The following is a 23,431-nucleotide window of genomic DNA, read 5'->3' as shown; positions in this document are numbered from 1 at the left end:
GTGGTTGGCCCCCCCCCCGTGCGGGCCCGCCGCCCCCCCCCGCCCGCGCGGGACGAGCGGCCCCCTCTCCGCTCAGTAACGGACCTGCAGCTGCGGCAGCAGGATCGCGTCCTCCGCGCCGACCTTCAGGACGGAGCGGCCGAGGTCGAGGTGCACGACCGCGTGGCCGCGCAGCGCGAGCCACTCCGCCGGCGCGTCGAACTCGATCGGGAGGCCGCAGGCGTCGAGCGCGCCCGCAGCGCCGCTCTCCTCCCACGCTCCGACGTCGTCGAGGACGATGCGCACGTGCGCCACTTTCCCCGGCGCGGGCAGGGTGAACGTGCCGAGGTCCCAGGCGTGGTCGGCGCGCGTCAGGTCCATGGTGGTGACGCGGCTCAGGTCGATGGCGAGCGGCGCGCCGTCCACCTCGACGGAGACCGCCGCGAGGTCGAGGACGACCGCGTCGAAGCCGGGGTTCGCGACGCCGAGGAGCCGCAGCGTCGCGAGCTGAGGCTCGAGGGACGTCGTCGGATCGGTCGCGCCCACGGAGTCGTCGGGCGGGGGCGTGATCGGGGTCTCGATCGCCGGCTCGCCGGGAGATCCGGCAGGTCCGGTCTTGCCCTTGGGGCTCGTGCCGCCGCAGGCGATCGCGGCGAGGGAGAGGAGGAGGAGGCCAGTCTCGAGCGTTCGGATCATGGTCTGTTCCTCCTTCACGGGCTGCAGGTCTCGCCGGTGGGCGAGGTCGGGTCGACGCCGAGGGCGCGGGCGTCGACGGGCTGGGCCGGGCCGACGGCGAAGCCGTCGGGGAACGGCAGCGCGTCGCCCTGCGTGTTGAAGGCGGCCAGGTCGTCGATGAGCCCCTTGATGTCGCCGCACGCCGTTCCGCCGAGCGCCGTCACGGCGTCGGCCACGAGCGGCGAGGACGTCCCGAACGCGCGCCCGTTGCAGATGGCGGCCGCGGTCTGGTGGGCGAGCAGGATGCGGAAGCGCGCGAGCGCGTCGCGCGGCTCGCCGGACACGTACCGCGCCGGGCTGGCCCAGAGCAGCCCGAGGAGCTCCTCGAGCGTGTCGATCGTGGTGAACCCGAGGTCGATGGGGCCGCCGGCGATGCATGCCGTCGCCGCGTCGACGTGCGTCTTCCAGAAGCCGAGCGTCCGGGTGACGCCGCTCGGCGGGGGCGGAGGCGGCACCTCGGGCGGCTTGCACACCACCCGCGCGGTGCACTGCGCCTCGCCGTGCTCCCACCCCGCCGCGAAGCGGTTGTCGAGCCGCGCGCAGCCACCGGTGGTCGAGCAGGACATGCCGGCCTCCCCGGCGAGGGCGACGCACTCCTCGTACGAGTCGATGGTGAGCCCGTACTCGAAGGTCTGCGATCCGCCGACGGGGAGCGCGAGGTCGAGCTCCTGCCGGGCCGGGTCCATGAACCGATCGCTGATCCACGCGACGATGGAGACGTCGGTGGGGTGCACGTTCCGGACGGTCGCCTGGAACGTGAGGGTCGCGGGATAGGAGTCGACCTCGACGACGGCGGCTCCGTTGACGGTCTTCTCGCACACGAGCTCGTGTGCGCGGGCCAGCGGGGCCGCGAGCATCATCGCCGCGACCCCGGCCCACCTGCAGGGTGGTCTCACTGGGATCTCCTCGCTCCGGGGAAGGGAGTCGGCGGAGGCTCGTTTCACGTGCCATGCCGGTAGGCGAAGGTAGGTTCGGGCGCACGGCGGCACGTCGAGCGGCCGAGCGGTGGGAAGTCTCCTGCCGCGGGCAGGGCAACGGACGGGAGCAGGTGGGCACGCTCGTTCCCTCGAGCCACGAGCGGCCCCCAATCCGCGGGGCCAACCGCCTCTGGCGCAAGCTCGACGTGGTGGTCGCGGCGTCGGAGCGCCGCTTCGGAGGGGGAGCGAGCGAGCACCCGCTGGGCAGCCCGCTCAGCGGCCGCCCGCGAGGCGCGCGATGCCCCGCTCGACCGCTCCGACGAGGTAGGGCCGCAGCTCCGCCGGGGCGATGATCCGATCGAGCGATCCGACGCGGAGCGCGCGCTCGACGGTGTGGATCGCGTCGAACTCCTCGGCGACCTCGCCGACCTTCTCGGCGCGCACCGCGGCCGTCACCTCCGAGCGCCGGAGCAGCGCCGCCCCGCCCGCGGCGGCCGCCTTCTCCGCCTCCGCGACTCGCGGGTCCTTGCGCGTGCGGGACTCGACCTCTCGCGCGAACACGACCGCCGCCGCGGGGGCGCCGCCGATCACGGACGCCCGCGCGCCCTCCACCGCGACGACCTCCATGTCCTCGCGGAGCGCCTTGGAGAACACCACGAACGCGCCGCCGTGGTAGCGGGACACGACGCAGAAGACGATGGGCCCGCGGAAGTTCACCACCGCGCGGCCGATCTCCGCGCCGTGCTCGAGCTGCAGGCGCCGCATCGACTCGGGGGAGCCGTCGAAGCCGGAGAGGTTCGCGAGCACCACCACGGGGCGGTTGCCGCTCGCCGCGTTGAGCGCCCGGGCGATCTTCTTGGACGACTGCGGGAAGAGCGTCCCGGCCGACCAGAGCTCGGGCCCGTCCGCGGGGACGAACTCGAGGCGCGGGAGCGGGCGGGACTCGATGCCGAGGAGGCAGACCGGGAAGCCGCCGAGGTGCGCGTCCCAGACCACGGCGGTGTCGCCCCCGCGCAGGTCGCGCCAGCGCTCGAGCGGGGCGTGATCCTGGTCCACGCAGGCCGCCATCACGCGCCGGATGTCGAACGGCTTCTTGCGGTCCGGGTTCTTCTCGAGGCTGAAGACGTCGCCCACCGTCTCGAACCCGGCGCCGCCCTCCGGTCCGTGCGGGTACGAGCGCACGTCGCGTTCCACCGGGTCGGAGGTCGCGGCGCGGCGCGGGGCGCGCTCGCCCGGGACGACGTAGGTGTGCGCGTAGTGCCGCATGAGGATCCCGACGGCCTCCGCCACGCTGCCGGCCCGGTACTGCGCCTGGCCGTTCGGCCCCATGATCCGGTCGTAGCCGCCGATGCCCATGTTGTCCTCGGCCGAGACGCTCCCGGAGTACTCGAGCGCCTCCTTCCCGGTGAGGACCATGGCGGACCCGGGCGTCATCACCAGGATGCCCCGGGTGTGCATGAGCATCGTCGCCTCGGCGTTCCAGTAGGGCTGGGCGCCGACGTTGATGCCGACGACGACGACGTTGAGCTCGCCCCCGCGCTGGGTGAACTCGACGATCCGGCGCAGCACGCGCGAGATCCAGTCCATGTTCTCCGTGCCGCTCTCCATCGAGATCTTCGCGCCCGCGGAGACCGCGAACCACTCGAGCGGGACCTGGAGCCGCTCGGCGAGGGCGAGGGCCGCCTCGATGCGGGCGCACTCGGGCTCGGCGAGCGAGCCCATCGCCCTGCTCGGGTCGCCGAGCAGGACCACGCGCAGCATCCCCTCGGGGTGACGATCCGTGAAGCTGCGCACCGTCCCGACCACTACGTTCGACGGGTTCGCGCCGGGCGGCCGCGTGACCGGGACGAGCGCGCCGGCGGCGTCGAGATCGTGCTCGACGAACTCGCCCGGCGGGACCGCCGCCTGGGTGCCGCGCGACGGCGCGAGCAGCTTCACGATCTCGAACGGGTGGGTGAGCCCGCGCCGGCGGAGCTGGACGACGCGCTGCTCGTACTCGGTCATCGGCTCCAGCGGCCGATCGGTGGGCTCGTCCCAGCGGATCGACACGCCCCCCCGGTCGTCCGCGACGAAGCGCAGCAGCGTCCGCTTCATCGCGCCCGTCGCCGGATCGGGGAGCCGCGCGTCGATGAGCGCCATCTCGAGCCCGAGCCCCGCCGCGGCGGGCGCCATCCGCGCGGCGAGGCCGCGGATCTCGGCCGGCGTGAGCGGCAGGGGCGGGCCGACCGTGAGGAGCACGCGGTTCCACTCGAGCCGCTGCCCCGGCGCGCGGCGCGCCTGGAAGCGCCGCATGCCGGCGAGCGCCTCGTGGAGCATCCGCTCGACGTGGGGCATCTGCACCACGCGCCCGGAGCCGTCGCGCACCGGGGCGATGGCACGCACCTCCGCGACCGCGAAGAGCCGCTCGTCCCTGGGGTTGTCGCGGGAGACGCCGCGGTAGAGGTACACGTCCTCGACCGAGGGGAGGCGCTCGAGCTCGAACCGCGCGAGCCGCCCGAGCTGCATCCGCTTGAAGAGCATCGGGTGGACGCCGCGGTGGCGGCGGTCCTCGGTCCACTCGGACGGCCCGCCGCGGAAGGTGAAGTGCTCCTGGCTCGCCTGGCGTCCCAGGCCGCGCCCGGGGATGGCGAGGAGGAACGAGGCGCGGCGCAGCGGGCGCGTGAAGGCCGCCTCCGCGAGCGCGAGGCGGAGCCGCTCCGCGAGCGCGTCGGGGCCGTCGATGGGCGCGTCGTGCCAGACGTAGAGCTCGACCGCGACCGCGCGGTCCCCGGGGACCTCCGCCGCGAGCCGGGCGAGACGCCGGACCGCCTGGTCGATCTCTCCGGGGTGCGAGAAGGCGGCGATCACGCGGAACGCCTGCCCCTCGAGCGTGTAGTCCGACCACGCGCACGCGAGCCCCTCGACCTCGCCCACCTCGACCGGGCCGAGCGCGCGGTCGCGGTAGTAGCGGCGGAGGAGGGTCTCGACGAGCCGCGAGCGGAGCGGCGGCGCCGCCTCCGCCATCCGCGAGACCACCATCGTCGCGATGGACTGCGGACACTGCACGATCCGCTCGACGAGCGCCTCGCGCGCCGCCCCCGCCTCCGAGGCGAGCCGTTCGAGGTCGGCCTCGGCCTGCGCGGTCATCTCCGCGCGCACCCGGTCGAGGCGCGGCTGGTCGTGGCGGCGGTAGCGGACCTCGCGCGCGAGGTCGGCGAGCGCGGGGAAGCGCTCCTGGCCGACCGCCGCCAGCCGGTCGAGCTGCTCGCGCGGGGCGACCGCGGCGGGCGCCTCGGGCGCCGCCAGCCAGCGCTCCAGGATGGCGAGCACCGGCGCGAGCTGGGCCTCGGCGCGCTCGTAGGCCTTCTGCATGCGGAGCAGCGCCACCTCGAGCGCGCGGCCGGGGACGTCGAGCGACAGGCCGTAGTGCGCGAGGGCGCGGCGGAGCGCGCCGACGAAGGTCTCGCCGAGCCCCTCTCCCCGCGCCTCCGGCTCGTGGAGGTAACGCCAGAGCGCTTCGAGCGGCGGCGCCGCGGAGGGATCCGCGCCGAGGCGCGCCCGCCCGTAGAGCGACTGCACGTCGGCGAAGGCCGCGACGACGGCAGACTCGGCCCGGAGCGTGGCGGCGGCGCCGTGCGGGGCCGCGAGGGACAGCTCGCGCCAGCCGGAGGCGAGCCGCCGCGCCTCCGCGGCGGTCACGTCGAACCCGAGGACGAGCCGCTGCAGCTCGGCGAGCGCGCCGAGGTAGCGCTCCGCGTCGCCCGCCGGCTCCGTCGGCGCGGGGCCCCCCAGCGTGAGCGGCGCGGCGGCAGGCTCGGGCGCGGCCTCGCCCTCGGGGTCGATCCGGAGGAGCGGCGCGCCGGGATCGACCTGGGCGTTCGCGACGGTGAGCACCTCGCGGATCGTCCCCGCGTACGGCGCGGGCACGGCCATCTCCACCTTCATCGACTCGATGCGCGCCACCGGCTCGCCCGCCGCGACGCGCTGGCCGGGCGCGACCGGGATCGCCACCACCACCGCGGGCATGGGCGAGGCGACGACGCCGGCGGGATCGCGCCGGACGACGTGCGGCACCCCGTCCACCTGCACGAGCTGGCGGAGCCCGTCGGACGCGACGAGCAGCCGCGCGCGCCCGCCGCTCCACGTGAGCCGCCGCTCGTGCGCGCCGAGGTGCTCGACGCCGAGCTCCAGCGGCGCGCCGCCGGCGGGGGCGACGCGGTAGGCGCCGGGGCCGATCTGCCGGACCTCGAGCCGGTGGCGGCGCCCCGCGTGGCGAAGCTCCACGCCGCGGCCCGACGACGGGCCCACGCGCGGGCGACCGCGGCGCGCCTCGGCGACGAAGCGCGCCCGCTCGAGGTCGAGCTCGGCGTCGTACGCCTCGATGGCGGCGGCGACGACGGCGACCTCCGGGCGCTGGGGGAGGGCGGGCTCTCCGGACGCGGCGAGCGCATCGAGGAGCCCGGCGCCGGCGCGTCCGGCGCGGACCTCCGGGCGCGCGCAGAGCGCCCGGAGCCACGCGGTCGAGGGCGCCGCGCGGTGCAGGAGGACGTCGCTCCCCTCGAGCGCCTGCTCGAGGCGCTCGAGGGCCTCCGCGCGGTCGTCGCCGCGGACGATCACCGTCGCGATCACCGACCCGGCGGGCGCCTCGTCGCCCTCGTCGAGCGCGGGCTCCGCACGCACCCCGGGACCCGCCGCGAGCCGGAGCACCTCCAGCCGTCCGGCGGCTGCGCCGGCCGCCACGACGCGGGCGGCGAGCGCGTGGCCGTGGCGCGCCCCGGCGGGCGCCCCGTCGAGGTCCTCGCCCGCCGCGAGGCGCAGCGCGAGGCGGACGAGGTCCATCCCCGTGGCCTCCTCGACGGCGGGCGCCGAGTGCGCGCGCGCGTCGATCCCGGAGAACGCCATCCGCCCCGCCGCGTCCACCGCGAGCTCCACCGCGCACAGGCCCACCCAGCCCGCCTCGACCGCGGCGCGCTCGGCGAGGGCGAGCGCGCGCTCCGCGACGTCCGGCGGGAGGCCGGCGGGCGGCCACCCTCCGCGGGGCGGCGTCCCGCCGGTGCGGTGCGACGCGCCCCCCATGCCGCGCGCGCGCGTCGCGCCGGCGCGGTCGCGCGCGACGACGACCTCGAGCCGGCGCGCGAGCCCGATCGCCTGTCCGGGGAGGACCCCGAGGCGCGAGGCGAGCGCCGAGAACGCGCCTGGCGCGGCGAGCCAGCGCAGCGCGTCGGCCGGCGGGCCGACGTGCGTCACCCCCGCCCGCGCGCACGCCTCCGCGAACGCCGCGCGCTCCGCGATGGAGGCCGGCCCGAGCCAGGCCGCGTCGGCGCGGGCGCGCCGGAGCGAAGCCTCGACGTCCGCGTCCGCCGCGTGGGCCTCGTCCGCCTCGCGCGCGGCCGGCGAGCGGCGGAGCTCCCCGGCGTACAGCAGCACCGCCGCGTCGGCGGCGCCCTCGCGCCCGAGGTCCCGCACCGCGCGCACGACGCGCCGCGCCGCCTCGCTCCCGTCCAGCACCGCGACACGACCCAGCCCGCTCCGAACGTCCACCTCGGCCTCCTCGCGCGCCGGCCGCCGCCCGGCGCCCGGTCGGGCGGGGGCGGCGTCGCCGTGGACGAGTTCTAGTCGGGAAGGGCGGCGGGGTACACGCGAACGCGGGGTGCGGCGCCCCTTACCTCCCGGTGCGCGCCTGCGCCTTCGTCCGGGCAGGAACGGTCCAGAAGTAGACGGTCTTGCCGTCGACCTGCCGGACCGCGGCCGGCTTCCAGTCGCCCATGTCGAACGCGTGCGACACGATCCGGGTGCCGGGCCGGAGCGCGAGGAGCTTCGGCCGGAGCTTCAGGTTGAGGTCGGGGAGGAGGTAGAGCGTCACGACGGTGGCGTCGGACAGGTCCAGCTCGAAGAGATCGCCCTCGCGGATCTCGACCCGATCCGCGACGCCCGCCGCCCGCACGTTCGCGCGCGCCTCGGCGATGCGCTCCGGATCGATGTCCACGCCCACCGCCTTGCGGGCCCCCCGCTTCGCGGCGGCGACCACGATGCGGCCGTCTCCGCAGCCGAGGTCGTACACCACGTCGCCCTTCCCCACCCGGGCGAGGTCGAGCATCGTGGCGACGACCCGCTCCGGGGTCGGGACGAAGATGACGTCGGGCGTGCGCGCGGGCTTCCGCGCGACCGCGGGCGCCTCGGCGGGCGCCGCCGGCGGCGCGGGCTCGGCCTGCTGCGCGAGCACGGGCGGCGCGGCGAGGGCCGCCAGGATCGCGGCGAGCCGCGCGGGGAAGGGGAGCGTGGGCCGGGACATGATCTCGCCTCCTTCACGCTGCGGCAGGAGGGCGCGCCGGCGCCCTGCGCAGCGAGAGCCACATGGGCGCGAGCCCGGTCGCGAGCACGGCCACGCCGGCGATCGCGCCGGGGCCCGCGTAGACGAGGCTCGACCACAAGAGGAACGCGCACGCCGCGCAGAAGACGAGCGGCGTCGCGGGGTAGAGCGGGACCTTGAACGGCCGGGCGGCCGCAGGATCGCGGCGCCGGAGCACGAACAGGGAGATCCCGGTGAGCAGGAAGAAGAGCCAGAACACCGGCGCGGTGTAGGCGACCATCGCCTCGAAGCCGCGCCGGGACAGCACCCCCAGGCCGACGAGCGCGAGCGCGATGGCGCCCTGCAGGAGGACGGCGTTCACCGGCGACGCGGCGCGCGCGCTCCACCGCCCCAGCGTGGCGAAGCGCGGGTAGTCCCGGCCGAACGCCCAGACCATCCGGGAGCCGAGGAGCAGCGTCGCGTTCGCGGAGGTCACGACGGCGGCGATGACGATCGCGCCGATGGTCGTCGCGCCCACCGGCCCGAAGGCACGCCCGAGCAGGTCCGCGGCCACCGCGCTCGACGCGCGCACGCCGTCGAGGCCGAGGCCACGCAGGTACGCGGCGTTCGCGAGGACGTAGAGGAGCGTCACGAGGAGCAGGGAGGCGACGAGCGCGGTCGCGATGGCGCGCCGCCCGCCGCGCAGCTCCGCCGAGACGTAGGCCGCCTCGTTCCACCCGCCGTACGCGAGGAGGACGAAGACCATCGCGAGGCCGAACGCGGGCCGCGCCAGGACGGGGGCCGAGGGCGGCGGCGCCGCCGGCAGCGCGAGCCCGGTGAGGATCACGACCAGCAGCCCGAGCACGAGCGCGACGGTGAGCACGTTCTGCACGCCGCGCGCGACGCGGAGCCCGGCGGCGTTCACGAGCGTCAGCGTCACCACCATCGCCGCGGCGAGCGGCCCGCTCGCGCCGGGCGCGCCGAGCAGATCCGCGGCATAGTCCCCGAACACGAACCCGAGGAGCGCGACGGAGCCGGTCGGGATCACCGTGAGTCGCGCCCACGCGAACAGGAACGCGGTCGGACGCCCCAGCGCGCGGGAGAGGAAGTGGTAGTCGCCGCCGGGATCGGGGTACGCGGCCGCGAGCTCCGCGTAGCACATCGCGCCGGCGAGCGAGACGGCGCCGCCCGCGAGCCACGCCGCGAGGATCGCCGGGACGCCCGGCGCGCTCGCGGCGACGGCTGACGGCGCGCGGAAGATGCCGGCGCCGATGACGATGCCGAGGACGAGCGCGACGGCGTCGTGCAGGGCGAGCGCCGGGCGCGGCGCACCGCCCCGACCCTCGCGCCCCGACGAGCCCCCCGCCCCCATGCCGGGCCACGTTCGGCCGCGCTGCCGCGCGCGTCAACGCTCCGCATTCGCCGCGCGCGAGCGGGCGTCGGCCCGCCGGGCGGGCGGCACGGCGCGGCCCGGTGATGTCGGCGTGACCTCGGGTCCCGCGGCGGCCGCCGAGGGCGCCACGAGGTCGCGCCCGTTCGCGGCATTCGCCGCGGGGTGCTCCCTCGGCAGCGGGCTACAGCTCGAACGATCCCACGAACAGCACGTCCGGGATGCGCGTGCGGAGGTGCTCGAGGAGCGCCTCCTGCGGGCGGTCGTCCAGGTCGATGCTGCAGGACGCGGCCTGGTGCTCCTCGAAGATGGTGTTCTGGACCTCCTCGACGTTGATGCCTGCCTCGCGGATCGCGCCGAGGACGTTGGCGAGGACCCCCACCTTGTCGAGGTGGCGCACGACGAGCCGCGCGCGGGCCGGCGTCTTCTCCGCGACGTTCACGCAGTTCGGCACCTCGCCGCTCTTCACGAACGCCTCGACGATGCGGACCGCCTCGCGCGCGATCGCGTCCTGCGCCTGCGCGGTCGACGCGCCGATGTGGTGCGTCCCGTAGACGTTCGGAAGCTTCGCGAGCTCGCTGTCGAAGTCGGCCTTCCCCTTCTCCGGCTCGCCCGCGAACACGTCCGTGCCCAGGCGGATCCGCCCCGTGCGCGCGAGCTCGAGCAGGGCCACCTGATCCACGATCTCCGCGCGAGCCGTGTTGACGAGCGCGGCGCCGGGCTTCATGGCCGCGAGCACGTCGCGGGAGACGATCCCCCGCGTCTCCTTCGAGAGCGCGAGGTGGAGGGACAGGTAGTCCGCCTCGCGCGCGAGCGCGGCGAGGTCGGGCGCACGCTCCACGCCGAGCGCCTTCGCCTTCCGGTCGTCGAGCGAGCGCGACCACGCGACCACCCGCATCCCGAGCGCCTGCGCGCGCGTCACGACCTCCCGGCCGATGGAGCCGAGGCCGGCCACCCCGAGCGTGCGGCCGAAGAGCCCCTGCGCCTCGGAGAAGGTCTTCTTGTCCCACCTCCCGGCGCGCAGGAGCGCGACGTTGTCCGGGATGCGCCGGTCGAGCGCGATGACGAGCCCGATGGCGAGCTCCGCGACGGCGATCGAGTTCTGGCCCGGACAGTTCGCGACGTACACCCCGCGCCGGGAGGCGGCGGGGACGTCGATCGTGTTCACGCCCGCGCCGGCGCGCACGACGAGCGACAGGCCGGAGGCGGACTCGAACACCTCGCCCAGCACCTGCTTCGAGCGGACGACGAGGATGGAGGCGTCGCGAACGGCGGCGGCGAGGTCCTTCGCGGCGACGTCCGGGCGATGATCGACCTCGAGCCCGAGCGACTGGAAGTCGGCGAGCCGCTCGGTCGGGAAGGCATCGGCGACGAGGATCTTCATGGTGGCCTCCGCTGCGGGGGGGCGAATGGGTGGAGCGACGGGGCGCCGCGCGGAGGAGAGCATGCGCGGGCCCCGCCGTCGCGGGACGTGTTGGGCCTAGCGGGGGAGGCATTCCGGCGCCGTCCAAAGAGGCCCGGTGGTGAGCTCAACCCTCGAAATCGCGGGCGATTTCGCCCGAAATCGGCGCCCATCGGGACCGAAACGGCTTGATCGGCGTCAGGGTGGGTTGGCACCCGATACGGTACGTGAATGTGTACCCACCGGGGATGTGGTTCCTTCCTTCGTATGTCCCGCGGCCGCGGGAGTCGGGGACCCGGCACCAGGAGGCGAGCACCGATGCGAATCCCCACCTCGTCCGCCGACGCGAGCGCAAGGCCGGACGAAGACGCCGCTCCGCCGACGCGCGGGTTCGACGCGTCGGCCCCCGAGGGCCCGCAGGCGCGCGTCCACGCGCTCGGGCCGCGCGATCCGGTCCACGGGCCGGTGCTGCCCGGCGACGTGCGCCCCGGCGATCCGGTCTTCGCGCGGGTTCGCCTGGCGGGGACGCCCGGGCCCGGGTCGTCCGCGCAGGTCTGGCGCATGTCGCCCCTCGGCGTCGAGCTCGTGCGCTCCACCGCGCTCGCCGCGGTCTCGCCGGGCGACGCCCTCGATCTCACGCTGCGCGTGGGCGGGAGCGCGAGCACGTTCGGCGCGCTCCGCGTCGCGGCGGTCCGGATGGATCGCGGCCGCGCCATCGTCGCGCTGCGCTGGTCGGAGCCGGCCGGCGACGAGGGCGCGCCCGGCGAGAAGCGGTCGTCCTCGCGCTTCGCGTGCGAGCGCGACTGGCTCCCGACGGGCGTGACGCCGAACGCGGTCCGCTACGACGACCAGATCCACTTCCGCATCGTCGACATCTCGCGGACGGGCATGCAGCTCGTCACGAGCCTGCGGAACAAGTTCCTCATCCCGGGCGTCGAGTTCACCGGGAGCTGCACCTTCCCGACGATGGGCCAGGCGGAGATCGCGTTCCGCGTCGTGCGCGTGCGGGTCGCGCAGCACGGCGCGAAGCGCTGCCTCGCGCTCGGCGTGACGTGGTCGGTCCCGGATCCCCGCGCCCGCGAGCTCGTCGGGCAGTACCTCCTCCAGTTCGGGCCCGAGACGAGCGTGCAGGCGCTGCGCGAGACGGGTTTCCACGTCCGCTCGTCCAGCCGCGCGCTCGACTTCGGCGCGGTGCGGACCGAGGAGGAGTACCGGGAGGTGCTGGCGCTCCGGCGGCTCGCCTACCTGCGCGCCGGCAAGGCCGGGCCGGAGGTGCGGGACGAGGACATGGCCGACGCGCTCGACGCGCGCTCGCGCATCCTCGTCGCGAAGTACCGCGGCCGCATCGTGGCCTGCGTCCGGCTGCTCTTCCCGCCCACCCCGGACTCGCCGCTCAAGCACGAGGACTACCTGGCCCTGCCGCCGGGCACGCCCCCGCGCGACGAGATCGTGGAGCTCTCGAAGTTCTGCACGCACCCGGAGTTCCGCGGGAGCGACCTCTTCTACACGCTCGTGAAGCACTGCGCGCTCACCACGCTGCAGTCGGGCCGGCGCTTCGCGGTCATGAGCTGCACCGACGAGCTCGTGAAGCCCTACGGGCGCGTGGGGTTCCGCAAGCTCGGCGCGTCCTACGTCCACCCCGGGATGAAGCTCGAGCACCACCTCATGATGGCGGAGGTCGCGCGGGTGGTCTCGGGCAAGCACGTGAACCCGGTGATCTGGAACCTCATGGGCGGATGGGAGCTCTGGTCGTTCGCGCGCCTGTGCGGCGTCGCGCCCGCGAGCAGGCTGCTCGACGCGCGCGTCGCGCTCTGGCGGCTGTTCGGGCCCGCCGCGCGCGCCGCGCTGGCGCTGCACCTCAGGCGCAAGGGCGCGCGCGGGTGGCGCCGATGAGCGGTGACCTGCGCCTCGTCGCGCTCGGCGCGCTCGGCGCGCTGGCGTTCGTGTTCCTCGGCGGCGTGCGCCGCGTGTTCCGGCGCCCCGAGGGACCGCACCGCTACCGCGCCTCGCTCGTGTCCGGCCTCGTCCTCGGGAGCGAGGCCGCCGTGATCGCGCTGACGCCGGTGCCGCCCGCGCGGCTCGCCGCCGCGCTCGTCCTCCTCGCCCTGTCGCTCGGGCTGTTCCTGTGGGCGGCGCGGGTCAACCGGGAGCGGCCGCTGCTCCTCGCCTTCGCGGCGCACGTGCCGGAGCACCTCCAGACGCGCGGCCCCTACCTCCTCGTGCGACACCCGTTCTACGCGAGCTACCTGCTCGCCTTCGCGGGCGGCCTCGCGGCGGCCGGCACGGCGTGGCTCCTGCCGCTCGTCGGGCTGGGGGTGCTCACGTACTGGCGGGCCGCGGTGCGCGAGGAGCGGGGGTTCGCCGCGAGCCCGCTCGCGGGAGCGCACCGGGAGTACGCCGCCCGGGTGGGGATGTTCGTGCCGCGGCTCTCCGTCCTCCTCGGCCGCGGTGGCTGAGCGCCCCGGCGTGGAGCGTCAGCTCGCGCCGCCGCCGAGCAGGTTCCGGCTCGCGAGCTCGCGGAGGCCGGACGGGAACGCGGGGAACTGCGGCGCGGCGTCCTCGTACAGGCGCAGGAAGGCCTGCACGCACTCCGGATCGAACTGCGAGCCGCTGCAGCGCAGGATCTCCTCCACCGCCAGCCGGTGCGCGATCCCGGCGCGGTACGGGCGATCGCTCGTCATCGCGTCGTAGGTGTCGCACACCGCGAGCACGCGCGAGAGCGTCGGGATCTGCATCCCCGCGAGCTCGTCCGGGTAGCCCGCGCCGTCGAAGCGCTCGTGGTGGTGGAGGATCGCGCGCGCGACGCCGTCGAGCTCCTTCACCGCCGAGACGATGCGCCAGCCCAGCTGCGCGTGGCGCTTGAAGATCGCGTACTCCTCGGGCGTGACCTTGCCGGGCTTCACGAGCACGGCCTCGGGGGTGCCGATCTTCCCGAGGTCGTGGAGGATCCCGGCGATGCGGATCGTCTCGCACTCCGCCTCGGAGAGCCCGAGCTCGCGGGCGACGCGCTCGGCGAGCAGCGACACGCGGCGCGAGTGGCCGTGGGTGTACGGGTCCTTCGCCTCCACCGCGAGCGCGAACGCCTCCATCGTCTCGAGGAACACCTGGCGCTTGGAGAGGACGAGGTCGAAGTTGAGCTTGGCGAGGTACTCGTTCTTCTCCGCCAGCTCGACGGCGAGCTTGCGCTTGTCGAGCAGCGAGCGGATGCGCGCGCGCAGCTCCGCCACGCTGAAGGGCTTCGCGAGGTAGTCGTCCGCGCCCTCGCGCAGGTTCTCGATCTTGCTCTCCAGGTCGGCCTTGGCGGTCACGAGGATGACCGGCACGTGGCGCAGGCGGGCGTCGCGGCGCAGCTCGCGCAGGAGGTCGGTGCCGGAGCGGCCCGGCATCATCACGTCGCTCACCACCAGCGCGGGCGGCTCGATGGCGGCGGCGCGCAGCGCCTCGTCCGCGCGCTCGGCGCTCCGCACGCGGAACTCGTCCGCGAGCTGGCGCGCCACGAAGTCGAGCAGCTCGCGGTTGTCGTCCACCACCAGGACGAGCGGCTTCGTGCCGCTCGTGGCGCGCGTGACGGGGGAGGGGGTGGGCCGGGCCGGGCGAGGCGGCGGCCGGGCGGCCTCGAGGTGCAGCGCCACGGCGGCGGGCTGCGCGGGGCGGCGGCGGTCCACCGGCACGGGCTGATGGTCCTGGCGCCGGTCGAGCCGCTCGGCGGGATAGGCGGAGCGGTCCAGCGGCAGCTCGAGCGTGAAGCAGGAGCCCTCGCCGACGCGGCTCCGCACGGCCACGGAGCCCATGTGGAACTCGGCGAGCTGCCGCACCAGCGCGAGGCCGATGCCGGTCCCGCCGCGGCCGCGCGAGGCCGGGCCCCGCACCTGGTGGAACCGGTCGAACACGCGCTCGATCTGGTCGTCGGGGATCCCGATCCCCGTGTCCTCGACGGAGCAGAAGAAGCGATCCTCCCGGACGCCGCAGCGCACCGTGACCGCGCCGGGGCGGGCCTCGGACCCGTCGGTGAAGCGGATCGCGTTCGAGAGGAGGTTCAGGACGATCTTCTCGAGCTTGTCGCGGTCCACCGGCAGCGGCGGCACCGGTCCGTCGACGGCGAGGGCGAGCGAGACGTGCCGCTGCGCCGCGAGCGGCCGGCCGCTCTCGACGAGCGAGCCGAGGAGCTCGACCACGTCCAGGTCCTCGAGCCGGAGGAACTCGTGCTTCGCGTCCAGGCGCGAGAGGTCGAGGAGCGTGTTGATCTGCCGGAGCAGCCGCTGCGCGTTGCGCAGCATGAGCTCGAGATCGGCGCGCACCTCAGCGGAGAGGTCGCGCGCGTCGGACAGCATCGCCTCGAGCGGCGCGATGATGAGGGTGAGCGGCGTGCGCAGGTCGTGCGAGACGTTCGTGAAGAAGTTGGTCTTCACGCGGTCGAGCTCGACCTGGGTGGCGAGGAGCTGCTGCTGGGTCTGCCGCTCGCGCCGCGAGGTGAGGAAGGCGCGGACGTCGGTGGTCATGCGCGCCCGGAACAGGAGGACGAGGCCGACCGCCAGCGTGACGACGCTGAAGAGCCGCGCGGGGTGGACGTCCGTGTGGCGCCACGCGATGGCCCACTGGGCGGCGAAGATCGAGGCGAGCGTGGCGACGGCCGTCGGCGCGGACTGGCGGAGGAGGAGCACCCCCACCACCCCGAAGACGAACGCGTACAGGTACGAGACGCTGGGGAGCCACACCACCGTCAGGGCCTGCAGGCAGCTCACGGTGAACGTGAGCACGACGAGCGGCGCGCGCGCCCAGAGGCCGCGCTGCAGCCTCGGCAGGAACGTCGCGGCGAGCAGCAGCGCGTAGACGGCTGAGCTGCCGAAGCGGTACGTGGCCCAGCGCGAGGCGGGCGTGAGCTCGAGCGGGAGGTCGACGAGGAAGTGGTGCAGGACCTGGCCGACGATGGAGCTCACGAGCGCGATGCGCGCGGAGAGGACGATGAGCCGGTCCTCGTGCCCCCGCCACTGCGCGCGCCAGGGCGTGCCGTCGAGCAGGACCTCGGGGAAGAGCGCCGCGAGGACCCGCCTGCGATCGAGCCGGGGGCGGCGCCGCGCGGGCGGCTCGGGGGATGTCGATGGCTCGCTCAAGCGATCTCGCGCCGCCGCCGCCGCGCCAGGTGCGCCGACGGTCGATGGTTGCGCGGAGTGTAGTGGATCTCGGCCCGTCCGTAGAAGCCGGCGCCCGGCGCGGCGGCGTCCCACGACGCGGCGTCATTCCTGGGCGCGGAGGTAGCACATCACCTCCTGCCGGACGCAGTCGGCGTGCAGCCAGAGCGCGCGCCCATCCTCGGGTAGGGGGAAGTCGACCACCCGCACCACGTGCGCCAGGCGCGCGTCGTCGGGCGAGAGCTGCGCGAGGCGGTTCGGCGCCGCCCGCAGGCGCGCCTCGTCGAGCGCGTGGCCGGGGTGGGTGGGATAGAGTGCGACGTACAGCATCCCCGACTCCACGAGATCGTTGAAGAAGTGGGAGCCGAGCGAGACGTCGGGGATGACGTCGCCGAGCCGCATGATCTCGCCGAGCGCGGCGACCCGGCGGATCTCCGCGAACGAGACGGGAACGCCGAGTGAAGGCGTCGTCGTGCCCCACCGGCCGGGCCCGAGGAGGAGCACGCGGCGCGCCGCGTCGCCGGCGCGCGTCACCCGGCCGACCACCCGCGCGACCTCGTAGCGGTCCTGCGTCGCGAGCGTCGCGTACGCGTCCGGGTCGACGAACACGACGCGATCCACGCGCGCGCTCGTGCTCTGGCCGACGACCGGCCCGCGGCTCGCCGCGACGACGGCGTCGGCCGCGAGCCCCTCGGGCGGGGGCGGAACGATCCCGCCCTCCTTCACCTGGAGGGGCCGGCACTGGACGAGGTTCAGCCGGAAGTCGCCGCCGGTGAGGAAGTTCGCGGTGAACTCGACGTCCACCGGGTAGCGGTACGCCTCGCGCAGCGCGGCGAGGAGCGTGCGCACCTCGTCCACGAGCGGGGTCGCCCAGAGGAGCTTCTCGAACGTGAGGACCCAGCCGCCGCCCGGCCCGCGGCGGCGGGTGGCGAACAGGTCGACGGGCAGGAGCGGGCTCTCCGCGACGACCTCGTCGATGGGCGCCGAGGTGAAGCGGTTCGCCTCGAGGTCGAGGACGTCCACCCGGCGCTGGGCGTACTCGGTGGCCTCGTCGAGGCTCGTCTCCGGGCGGAGCTGCGGCGCGTTCAGCGCGACGATGCGCGTGTAGTCGTCGTCGGAGCGGTCCACCGCGCGCGTCCCCATGCCGAAGACGAGGCGCATCACCCCGGCGTCCGGGTCGATGGCGTGGTTCCAGACGTACGGGTTGTACGAGAGCGCGACCCCGGCCGCCTGCGGGTAGAAGAAGCGGCCGTGGACGGCGCCGGACACCCGCTGCACGAGGATCGCCATCCGCTCGTCGCGGTCGAGGAGCCCGCGATCGTCGCGGTAGTGGAGGGCGGCGTCGCTCATCGCGCTCGCGTAGACGGTCCGCACCGCGGCGAGGAGCGCCTCGAGCCGCTCCTCCGGCGCGCCCTGGTTCGGGCAGAACACGCTCTCGTACTTGCCCGTGAAGGCGTTCCCGAAGCCGTCCTCGAGGAGGCTGCTCGAGCGCACGATGATGGGCGACTGGCCGTAGTAGTCGAGCATCGAGACGCACTGCTGGACGACGGCGGCGGGGAACGTCCCCGCGAGCAGGCGCGCGCGCGCCTCGGCCGCGCCCGCGAGCAGCGAGGCGCGGCTCCGCTGGTCGCGCCGCGCCCGCCAAGCGCCGTTCCGGACGAGGTACGTGTAGAACACGTCCGAGCCGATGAACCAGGAGTCGTGCGGCTCGAAGCGATGCCGCCACGCCGGATCGGTGCTCTCCAGCACCGCCCGCGCGAGCAGCATCCCCGAGGCCTTGCCGCCCACGAGCCCCGTCCCGATCATGCGGCGGCGGATCGCGAGCAGCGCGTTGAGGTCGAGGTACCGCTCGGCGAGCTCGGCGAGGCGGGGGTCGTGCGTGAGCATCATCCGCACGAGGGCGCGGAACGCGGCCTGCTCGTCCTGCCACGGCCGCGACCCCGCTCGCACCGCCTCCTGGAGCTCGCGCGCCTCGAGGAAGCGCCGGTCCCAGACGTCGAGGCGCGCGGCGGGGTCGAGCCGCCCCTCGGACGCGCCGGCGAGCGCCTCGGCGAGCACCGCGCTCTCGGTGAGCGGACGGAAGGCGTCGTCCTCCCAGACGTGCGGCAGGTACATCGTGGGCGAGTGGCGTCCGTCCACCTTGAGCGGGTGGACGTAGCGCGTCCGGCCCTGGCGGAAGACGTCGACGAGGAGCTGCGTCGTGTCCCGGATCGCCTGCACCGCCTCGAGCGAGTGGCCGTCGCGCACGACCGCGAAGTACGCGATCGTGTCGAGCTCGAAGAGGTACGGGCAGGTGACGGTGAAGAAGTTCCCGAGCATCAGGTCGCTGCACCAGCCGGCCGCGAGCTCCGAGAGGCAGTCGAAGACGTGGCAGGCGCCGCGCCCCGCGCGCTCGATCGCCTCGTGGACGCCGGCGGTGAAGCTCTCGAACCCCATGGCGGGATCGAGCTCGTGGAGCAGGACCCCGTCGGCCGCGTCGGCGAGGGCGGGGTGGCGCGCGAAGCGGTGGTAGACGACCCGCCGGCCCGCGGCCCGGGCCGCCTCGACGAAGGGGGCCACGAGCGGCGGGTAGTCGTCGAGGGTCTCGACCTGCCAGACGACGTTGTCGCCCGGGCGCAGGTCGCGGAGCACGGCGTCGAGGCCGGGCAACCCGGTGCTGGGCGCGGGGGCGGTCATGACACGCTCCTCGTCGCGCCGTGGCCGGCGGGCTCTCGCCTCCCCGCGAGAGCCCGCCGCAGAAGCTCGCGGCGGCGGCTCCGCCGCGGGGTCACTTCGCCGGCTTGGCCGGCGGCGTCGCGGGGGTCGCGGGGGTCGCGGCCTGGGGCGCGGGCGCCGCTCCGCCGTGGCCGGGGGGCATCGCGCCGTGCGGGCTCGTCTTCGCGCCGGCGGGCCCCTTCACCTTGCCCGCGAGCCGCTCCATGATCTCGGGCATCTTGGCCTGGACCCGCTGCTGCGTCTGCATGGCGATCTTCTGCGAGACGGTGGGCATCACCTCGAGCGACTTCTGGCCGGTCGGCGTCTTGTAGAAGGCGAGGAGATCCTTCAGCTCCGGCTCGGTGTAGCCCGCGGAGAGCTCCTTCGCGTGCAGGTCGAGCAGCGCGTCGTAGGGGAGCGCCGCCTCGAGCTCGGACCGGACCTGCTTGTCGAAGTCCTTCGGGTACTCGAGCTTGGCGCCCGGGTGCATCTGCATCTGGGCCTGGACGTTCTTGGAGAGCGCACCGAGCCCCGCCTCCCAGGTCTTCTTCGGCATGAGGACGCGGGCGAGCTCGCCGGCGCTGGGCTTCAGCTCGACGGGCTTGGCGGCCTCGGGCTTGGGGGCGGCCGGCTTCGCCGCCTCGGGCTTGGCGGCCGGCTTGGCCGCCTCCGGCTTCGCCGCGGGGGCGGGCGCTGCGAGCGCCGGGGCGGCGAGGGTGGAGAGCACGGCTGCGACGGCGAGACGGCGAGCAAGGGACATTCAGGGCTCCGGGTTCGAATGGGCGGAAAACGTTAGTAGCACGCGAGGGGTGCAACCGCGACCCACTTGGTTCGGCTCCCGCCGCGCTCCGCACATGAGCGCCGAGACACCGACCGCGGTGCCTTTGCTGCGGTCGCTCGCTGCGTAGGATGGCGGGCGATCGGCCGCCCTGCGGCCATGAACCGCAGGAGCCTCTCCATGACCGTCCGCCGCGCCCTCGTCGCCTCCCTCGCCGTCGCCGCCGCCCTCGCCTGGGCGCGCCCGGCCGACGCCTCCGTCGCCCTCGGGCTCGGAGCGGACTACCTGCTCGACCCGGAGATCGGCGAGTTCCAGCTCACGCTCGGCGTCGCGACGCCGCTCGCCCGGCACCTCTCCGTCGGCGCGCGCTTCGGTGCGATGCTCCTCTCCGAGCCGTCGCGGGTCGGCGTCCCGCTCGACGTGAAGCTGCGCGTGCGGATGGACCGCCTGTACGTCGAGGGGCTCGCCGGGCCGTGGATCGTGTTCGACGACGACGACGCCCTCAAGCTCCACGCCGCGGTCGGCTTCGGCCTCGTGGCGCGGGCGGTGTCGTTCGGGCTCGAGGTCGGCTACCTCGACCCGACGGCGATGATCGGCGTGCGGCTCGCGTTCCCGCTCTGATGACGAGGCACGAGGGCGTCGTCCGCCTGGGGCGAGCCCGTCGCGAGGCGCGACGGCGTCGCCGAGGCGGGCACCTGAGCCCGGTCAGGGCCCGCAAAGCGCGGGCCGCGCCGCGGCGACGAGCGCGTCGACCCAGTCGATGACCGCGCGCACGCGCGGCGTGCGGCGGAGATCGCCGTGCACGAGCAGCCACAGCTCGTGGTGCGGCGGCTCGGGCGCGTCCAGCCGGACGAGGCCGGCGTCGCCCTCGGCCACGAAGCAGGGCAGGACCGCGACGCCGATCCCGATCCGCACCGCGGCGTGGAGCGAGGCGGTGCTGTTGCACCGGAACACGATGTGGCGCTGCGGCGCGACGCGCGCGAGCCAGCGCTCCTGGGGGGAGCTCGCGAGCGAGTCGTCGAGGCCGAGGAACGGATCCCCCGCGAGATCGACCTCGCCGCGCCGGGCCGCCGGGGACGCACGCCCGGCGTAGAGCCCGTAGGCGACGTCGGACAGCTTGCGCGTGACGAGCCCCGCGTCGCGCGGCCGGCCCATCCGCAGCGCGAGGTCCGCCTCGCGGCGGCTCAGGTCGAAGGTGCGCTGATCGGCGGCGATCTCGAGGAGGAGCGCGGGGTGCCGCTCGCGCAGGGAGGGGAGCGCCGGGACGAGCAGGTGCGCCGAGAGGTGCATCGCCGTCGTGAGGCGCACGGTCCCCGCGATGGCGCGGTCGCGCGCGTCCACGTGCCGGGCGAGCGCGAGCACGTCCTCCTCGATCCGGGAGGCGAGGGCGGCCAGCTCGTCCCCGGCCGCCGTCCGCATCCAGCCCTGAGGGCCGCGCTCGAAGAGCGGGAGCTTCAGCTCCTCCTCGAGCGCCGCGACCCGGCGCGCCACGGTGTTGCGGTCCACCGCGAGGCGCTGCGCCGCGCGCGAGAGGCTGCCGGAGCGGGAGAGCTCGAGGAAGAACCGCAGGTTGCCCCAGTCGAGCCGGCCCGCGCGTTCGTGCGCGGGGGCGGTGCTCGGCTGCGCGTTCAGCGGTGCCCTCGCCATCGCTAGACCTCTCCTCGAACGTACCGCGCGGCGCGCGCGGATCCCGAAAAGGAGTGCACGATGACGTCGCCTGCCGGAAGCCGTATTTCACCGCCCACGTGGGTCCCCGGCGCGTGGGCCCCGGGGCGCCGTGCCGCTACCCCCGAGCCGCCTCGCCGCCGCACCCGACGCGCGATCGAACGCGCCGCGGGTCGCGCGACGCTCGCGGCGGCGCGGCGGGCGGCCAGCGTCGTGACGCCCGACGCGGTCGCGGCGGTGGTGCTGCTCGTCGGCTGGGTGGCGCTCTGGGTGCTCTTCCTGCTCGGGATCGTGGAGCCGGCCTCGGCGCTGCGGCTCGTGCGCTGACCCGGGACGGGCCGAAGGGGCGAGCGGGCGGTCCGACTGAAACCGGACCGCCCGCGTGCCATCTCCCGCTGCGCTTCGACGAGCTCGCCCTCAGCCCATCGAAGGGCGAGGGGTGGACGGGTTCCAACCTGCCGACGCGATCGCGGCCGGACAACGCGCGCCGCTCGCGTCCGGCGCGGTGCGCGACTCCGGTGGCGCTCGCCCGCCCGGTCCGAGCGCGGACTCGGGCTAAGGCTTCGACCGTACCGTGGGCACGGGAGGCGTCGCGGCTCGCGCCCGCGCCCTCGCGCCGTTAGGAACCGCGCCTCCCGCGCGAGCCATCGCGAGCCCGAGCGAGCATGCCCCGAGTCCCATTGCCGTCCGTCCGCGCCGTCGTCGGTCCGCTCGCCCTCCTCGCAGGGTATTTCCTCGCCGCGCGCCTCGGCTCCGCCTTCAACGTCGGCGCCGAGTCGATCGCGGCGTTCTGGGTGCCGAACACGCTCGCGCTCGTGGCGCTGCTCCGCTCGCCCCGGCGCCGGTGGGCGGCCCTCCTCGCGGCGGTCGTCCTGGCGGAGCTCGCGTCCGACCTCGCCATGGGATTCCCGTCCTCGACCGCGGCCGGGTTCGCGGCGGCGAACGCGGTCGAGGTGGTCGTCGCCGCGTGGCTCTTGCGGCGCGCCGGCTGCCCTGCCTCCACCGTCACGATCCGTGTCGCGGCGCGCTTCGCGGTGTTCGCGGTGCTCCTCGCCCCCGCGGTCGCGGCGCTCCCCGGGGCGGCGGCGGCGGTCGCCGCCGGCACCGCGTACGGCACCGCGTGGGGCCGCTGGTTCCTGGGGGACGCGCTCGCGCACCTCACGCTCACCCCCACGATCCTGCTCTGGCTCGCGCGGCGCCCCTGGCGCTCGCCGGGGAGCCGCCGCCGCGTCGCGGAGGCGCTCGCGCTCTGCGCCGGGCTCGCCGTCGCGGTCGCCTTCGCGTTCTGGCACCATGCCGGCGAGAGCGCGTGGCCCGGCGCGCTCTACCTGCCGCTCCCGCTGCTCCTCTGGGCCGCGATCCGCTTCGGCACGCTCGGCGCGAGCACCGCGGTCTCCGCGGTCGCGCTGCTCGCGCTCGCCGCGACGCGCCACGGGCTCGGGCCGTTCACCGGCGCCTCGCCGGCCCACAACGTCCTCGCGCTCCAGCTCTTCCTCGTCGCGACGGCGCTGCCGCTCCTCGCGCTCTCCGTCCTCGACGAGGACCGGAGGCGCGGCGAGGCGCGGCTGCGTGAGGCGCGGGACGCGCTCGAGGAGACGGTCGCGGAGCGCACCGCCGAGCTCGACCGCCAAGTGGCGGCGCTGCGGGAGGGCGAGGCGAAGCTCCGTGAGGCGCACGAGGTGGCGGAGCAGGCGCGCCGCGCCGCCGACGCCGCGAACCAGGCCAAGTCGGACTTCCTCGCCCGGATGAGCCACGACGTCCGCACGCCGCTCAACGCGATCCTCGGCCGGGCGTGGCTGCTCGAGCGCGACGCGAGCGCCGGGCCGCGGGCGCTCGGGCACGCCGCCGTCATCCGGCGGAGCGGCGCGCACGTCCTGGACCTCGTGCAGGATCTGCTGGAGCTGTCGCGCATCGAGGCGGGGCGCCTGGAGCTGCGGCTCGGGACGACGCACCTCCACGAGCTCGCCAGCACGACCGGGGAGCTCGTCCGGCTGGAGGCGGACGAGAAGGGGCTCGACCTCAAGGTGGACGTCGGCGCAGGGCTGCCGACCTACGTCCTCGCGGACGAGGTGCGGCTCCGGCAGGTGCTGCTCAACCTGCTGGGGAACGCGGTCAAGTTCACCGCGCGGGGCGAGGTCGCGCTCGAGGTCCGCGCGGCGGGGCCCGCCGTCTCGTTCGCCGTCAGCGACACCGGGGCCGGCATCGCGGCGGAGGAGCTCGAGGGCGTGTTCCAGCCCTTCCGCCAGGGGGCCTCCGCGCGCACCGCCCGGGCCGGCGTCGGCCTCGGGCTCGCGATCAGCCGCCAGCTCGTGGCGCTCATGGGCGGCGAGCTGCGCGTCGAGAGCGAGGTGGGCGTCGGGAGCCGGTTCTGGTTCGAGCTCGGGCTCGAGGCCGCGGAAACGCCGGTCCTCCGCACGTCCGCCTGAGGCCGCCGAGACCTGCTGCGGTGCATGCTACTGCCCGCGTCAGCCTGC

Annotated in this window: 14 protein-coding genes; 4 read left to right on the top strand and 10 right to left on the bottom strand. The window is 75.4% G+C overall.

Annotation, left to right across the window (positions count from 1 at the left end; genetic code table 11):
- Positions 1-72 precede the first annotated feature (72 nt).
- The 6 genes from MNY60_RS04370 to MNY60_RS04345 all read right to left on the bottom strand — a co-directional run bounded on the left by MNY60_RS04370 (position 73) and on the right by MNY60_RS04345 (position 10,673).
- The gene (locus MNY60_RS04370; protein ID WP_242356912.1) at positions 73-675 is read right to left on the bottom strand and encodes a hypothetical protein; all 603 of its coding nucleotides are present in this window, start codon (positions 673-675) and stop codon (positions 73-75) included.
- A 14-nt stretch (positions 676-689) separates the two neighbouring features.
- Positions 690-1,610, bottom strand: a complete 921-nt coding sequence (locus tag MNY60_RS04365) for a hypothetical protein (protein ID WP_242356913.1) — start codon at positions 1,608-1,610, stop codon at positions 690-692.
- Positions 1,611-1,904: 294 nt separating this feature from the next.
- Complete coding sequence (locus MNY60_RS04360; protein ID WP_242360089.1) at positions 1,905-7,151, bottom strand: carboxyl transferase domain-containing protein; 5,247 nt, start codon at positions 7,149-7,151, stop codon at positions 1,905-1,907.
- A gap of 121 nt (positions 7,152-7,272) precedes the next feature.
- Positions 7,273-7,902: a cyclopropane-fatty-acyl-phospholipid synthase family protein gene (locus tag MNY60_RS04355; RefSeq protein WP_242360088.1), complete on the bottom strand. Its 630-nt coding sequence runs from the start codon at positions 7,900-7,902 to the stop codon at positions 7,273-7,275.
- 13 nt (positions 7,903-7,915) lie between these two features.
- Positions 7,916-9,271, bottom strand: a complete 1,356-nt coding sequence (locus tag MNY60_RS04350; protein WP_242360087.1) for an APC family permease — start codon at positions 9,269-9,271, stop codon at positions 7,916-7,918.
- A gap of 202 nt (positions 9,272-9,473) precedes the next feature.
- Positions 9,474-10,673, bottom strand: a complete 1,200-nt coding sequence (locus MNY60_RS04345) for a 3-phosphoglycerate dehydrogenase family protein (protein WP_242335053.1) — start codon at positions 10,671-10,673, stop codon at positions 9,474-9,476.
- 336 nt (positions 10,674-11,009) lie between these two features.
- On the opposite strand from MNY60_RS04345, the gene MNY60_RS04340 reads away from it, so the two are divergent.
- Together MNY60_RS04340 and MNY60_RS04335 are read left to right on the top strand one after the other, a co-directional pair.
- Positions 11,010-12,584 carry a GNAT family N-acyltransferase gene (locus MNY60_RS04340; RefSeq protein WP_242335056.1) on the top strand — a complete coding sequence of 525 codons (1,575 nt, stop codon included), beginning with the start codon at positions 11,010-11,012 and terminating at the stop codon, positions 12,582-12,584.
- Positions 12,581-13,147: a methyltransferase gene (locus tag MNY60_RS04335; protein ID WP_242335059.1), complete on the top strand. Its 567-nt coding sequence runs from the start codon at positions 12,581-12,583 to the stop codon at positions 13,145-13,147. Before MNY60_RS04340 ends, MNY60_RS04335 begins: the two co-directional genes overlap by 4 nt.
- Positions 13,148-13,165: 18 nt before the next feature.
- Here MNY60_RS04335 and MNY60_RS04330 read toward each other — a convergent pair whose 3' ends face one another.
- The 3 genes from MNY60_RS04330 to MNY60_RS04320 form a co-directional block, all read right to left on the bottom strand.
- Complete coding sequence (locus tag MNY60_RS04330) at positions 13,166-15,802, bottom strand: HD domain-containing phosphohydrolase (RefSeq protein ID WP_242335062.1); 2,637 nt, start codon at positions 15,800-15,802, stop codon at positions 13,166-13,168.
- A gap of 123 nt (positions 15,803-15,925) precedes the next feature.
- Positions 15,926-18,496 carry a PEP/pyruvate-binding domain-containing protein gene (locus MNY60_RS04325; RefSeq protein ID WP_242335064.1) on the bottom strand — a complete coding sequence of 857 codons (2,571 nt, stop codon included), beginning with the start codon at positions 18,494-18,496 and terminating at the stop codon, positions 15,926-15,928.
- 91 nt (positions 18,497-18,587) lie between these two features.
- The gene (locus tag MNY60_RS04320; protein WP_242335069.1) at positions 18,588-19,274 is read right to left on the bottom strand and encodes a DUF2059 domain-containing protein; all 687 of its coding nucleotides are present in this window, start codon (positions 19,272-19,274) and stop codon (positions 18,588-18,590) included.
- Positions 19,275-19,472: 198 nt separating this feature from the next.
- On the opposite strand from MNY60_RS04320, the gene MNY60_RS04315 reads away from it, so the two are divergent.
- Positions 19,473-19,913: a hypothetical protein gene (locus MNY60_RS04315; protein ID WP_242335071.1), complete on the top strand. Its 441-nt coding sequence runs from the start codon at positions 19,473-19,475 to the stop codon at positions 19,911-19,913.
- 84 nt (positions 19,914-19,997) lie between these two features.
- Here MNY60_RS04315 and MNY60_RS04310 read toward each other — a convergent pair whose 3' ends face one another.
- Complete coding sequence (locus MNY60_RS04310; protein ID WP_242335074.1) at positions 19,998-20,939, bottom strand: LysR family transcriptional regulator; 942 nt, start codon at positions 20,937-20,939, stop codon at positions 19,998-20,000.
- Between the two features lie 683 nt (positions 20,940-21,622).
- Between MNY60_RS04310 and MNY60_RS04305 the strand changes: the two genes are divergently transcribed.
- Positions 21,623-23,383 (top strand): MASE1 domain-containing protein, encoded by a 1,761-nt coding sequence (locus tag MNY60_RS04305; RefSeq protein WP_242354973.1) that lies wholly within the window; start codon positions 21,623-21,625, stop codon positions 23,381-23,383.
- The last annotated feature ends 48 nt before the right edge of the window (positions 23,384-23,431 follow it).

Source organism: Anaeromyxobacter sp. SG17, from assembly GCF_022690695.1.
Taxonomy (GTDB): domain Bacteria; phylum Myxococcota; class Myxococcia; order Myxococcales; family Anaeromyxobacteraceae; genus Anaeromyxobacter; species Anaeromyxobacter soli.
The sequence above is the reverse complement of the archived record's forward strand: the minus strand, read 5'-3'. Positions and strand labels throughout refer to the sequence as shown.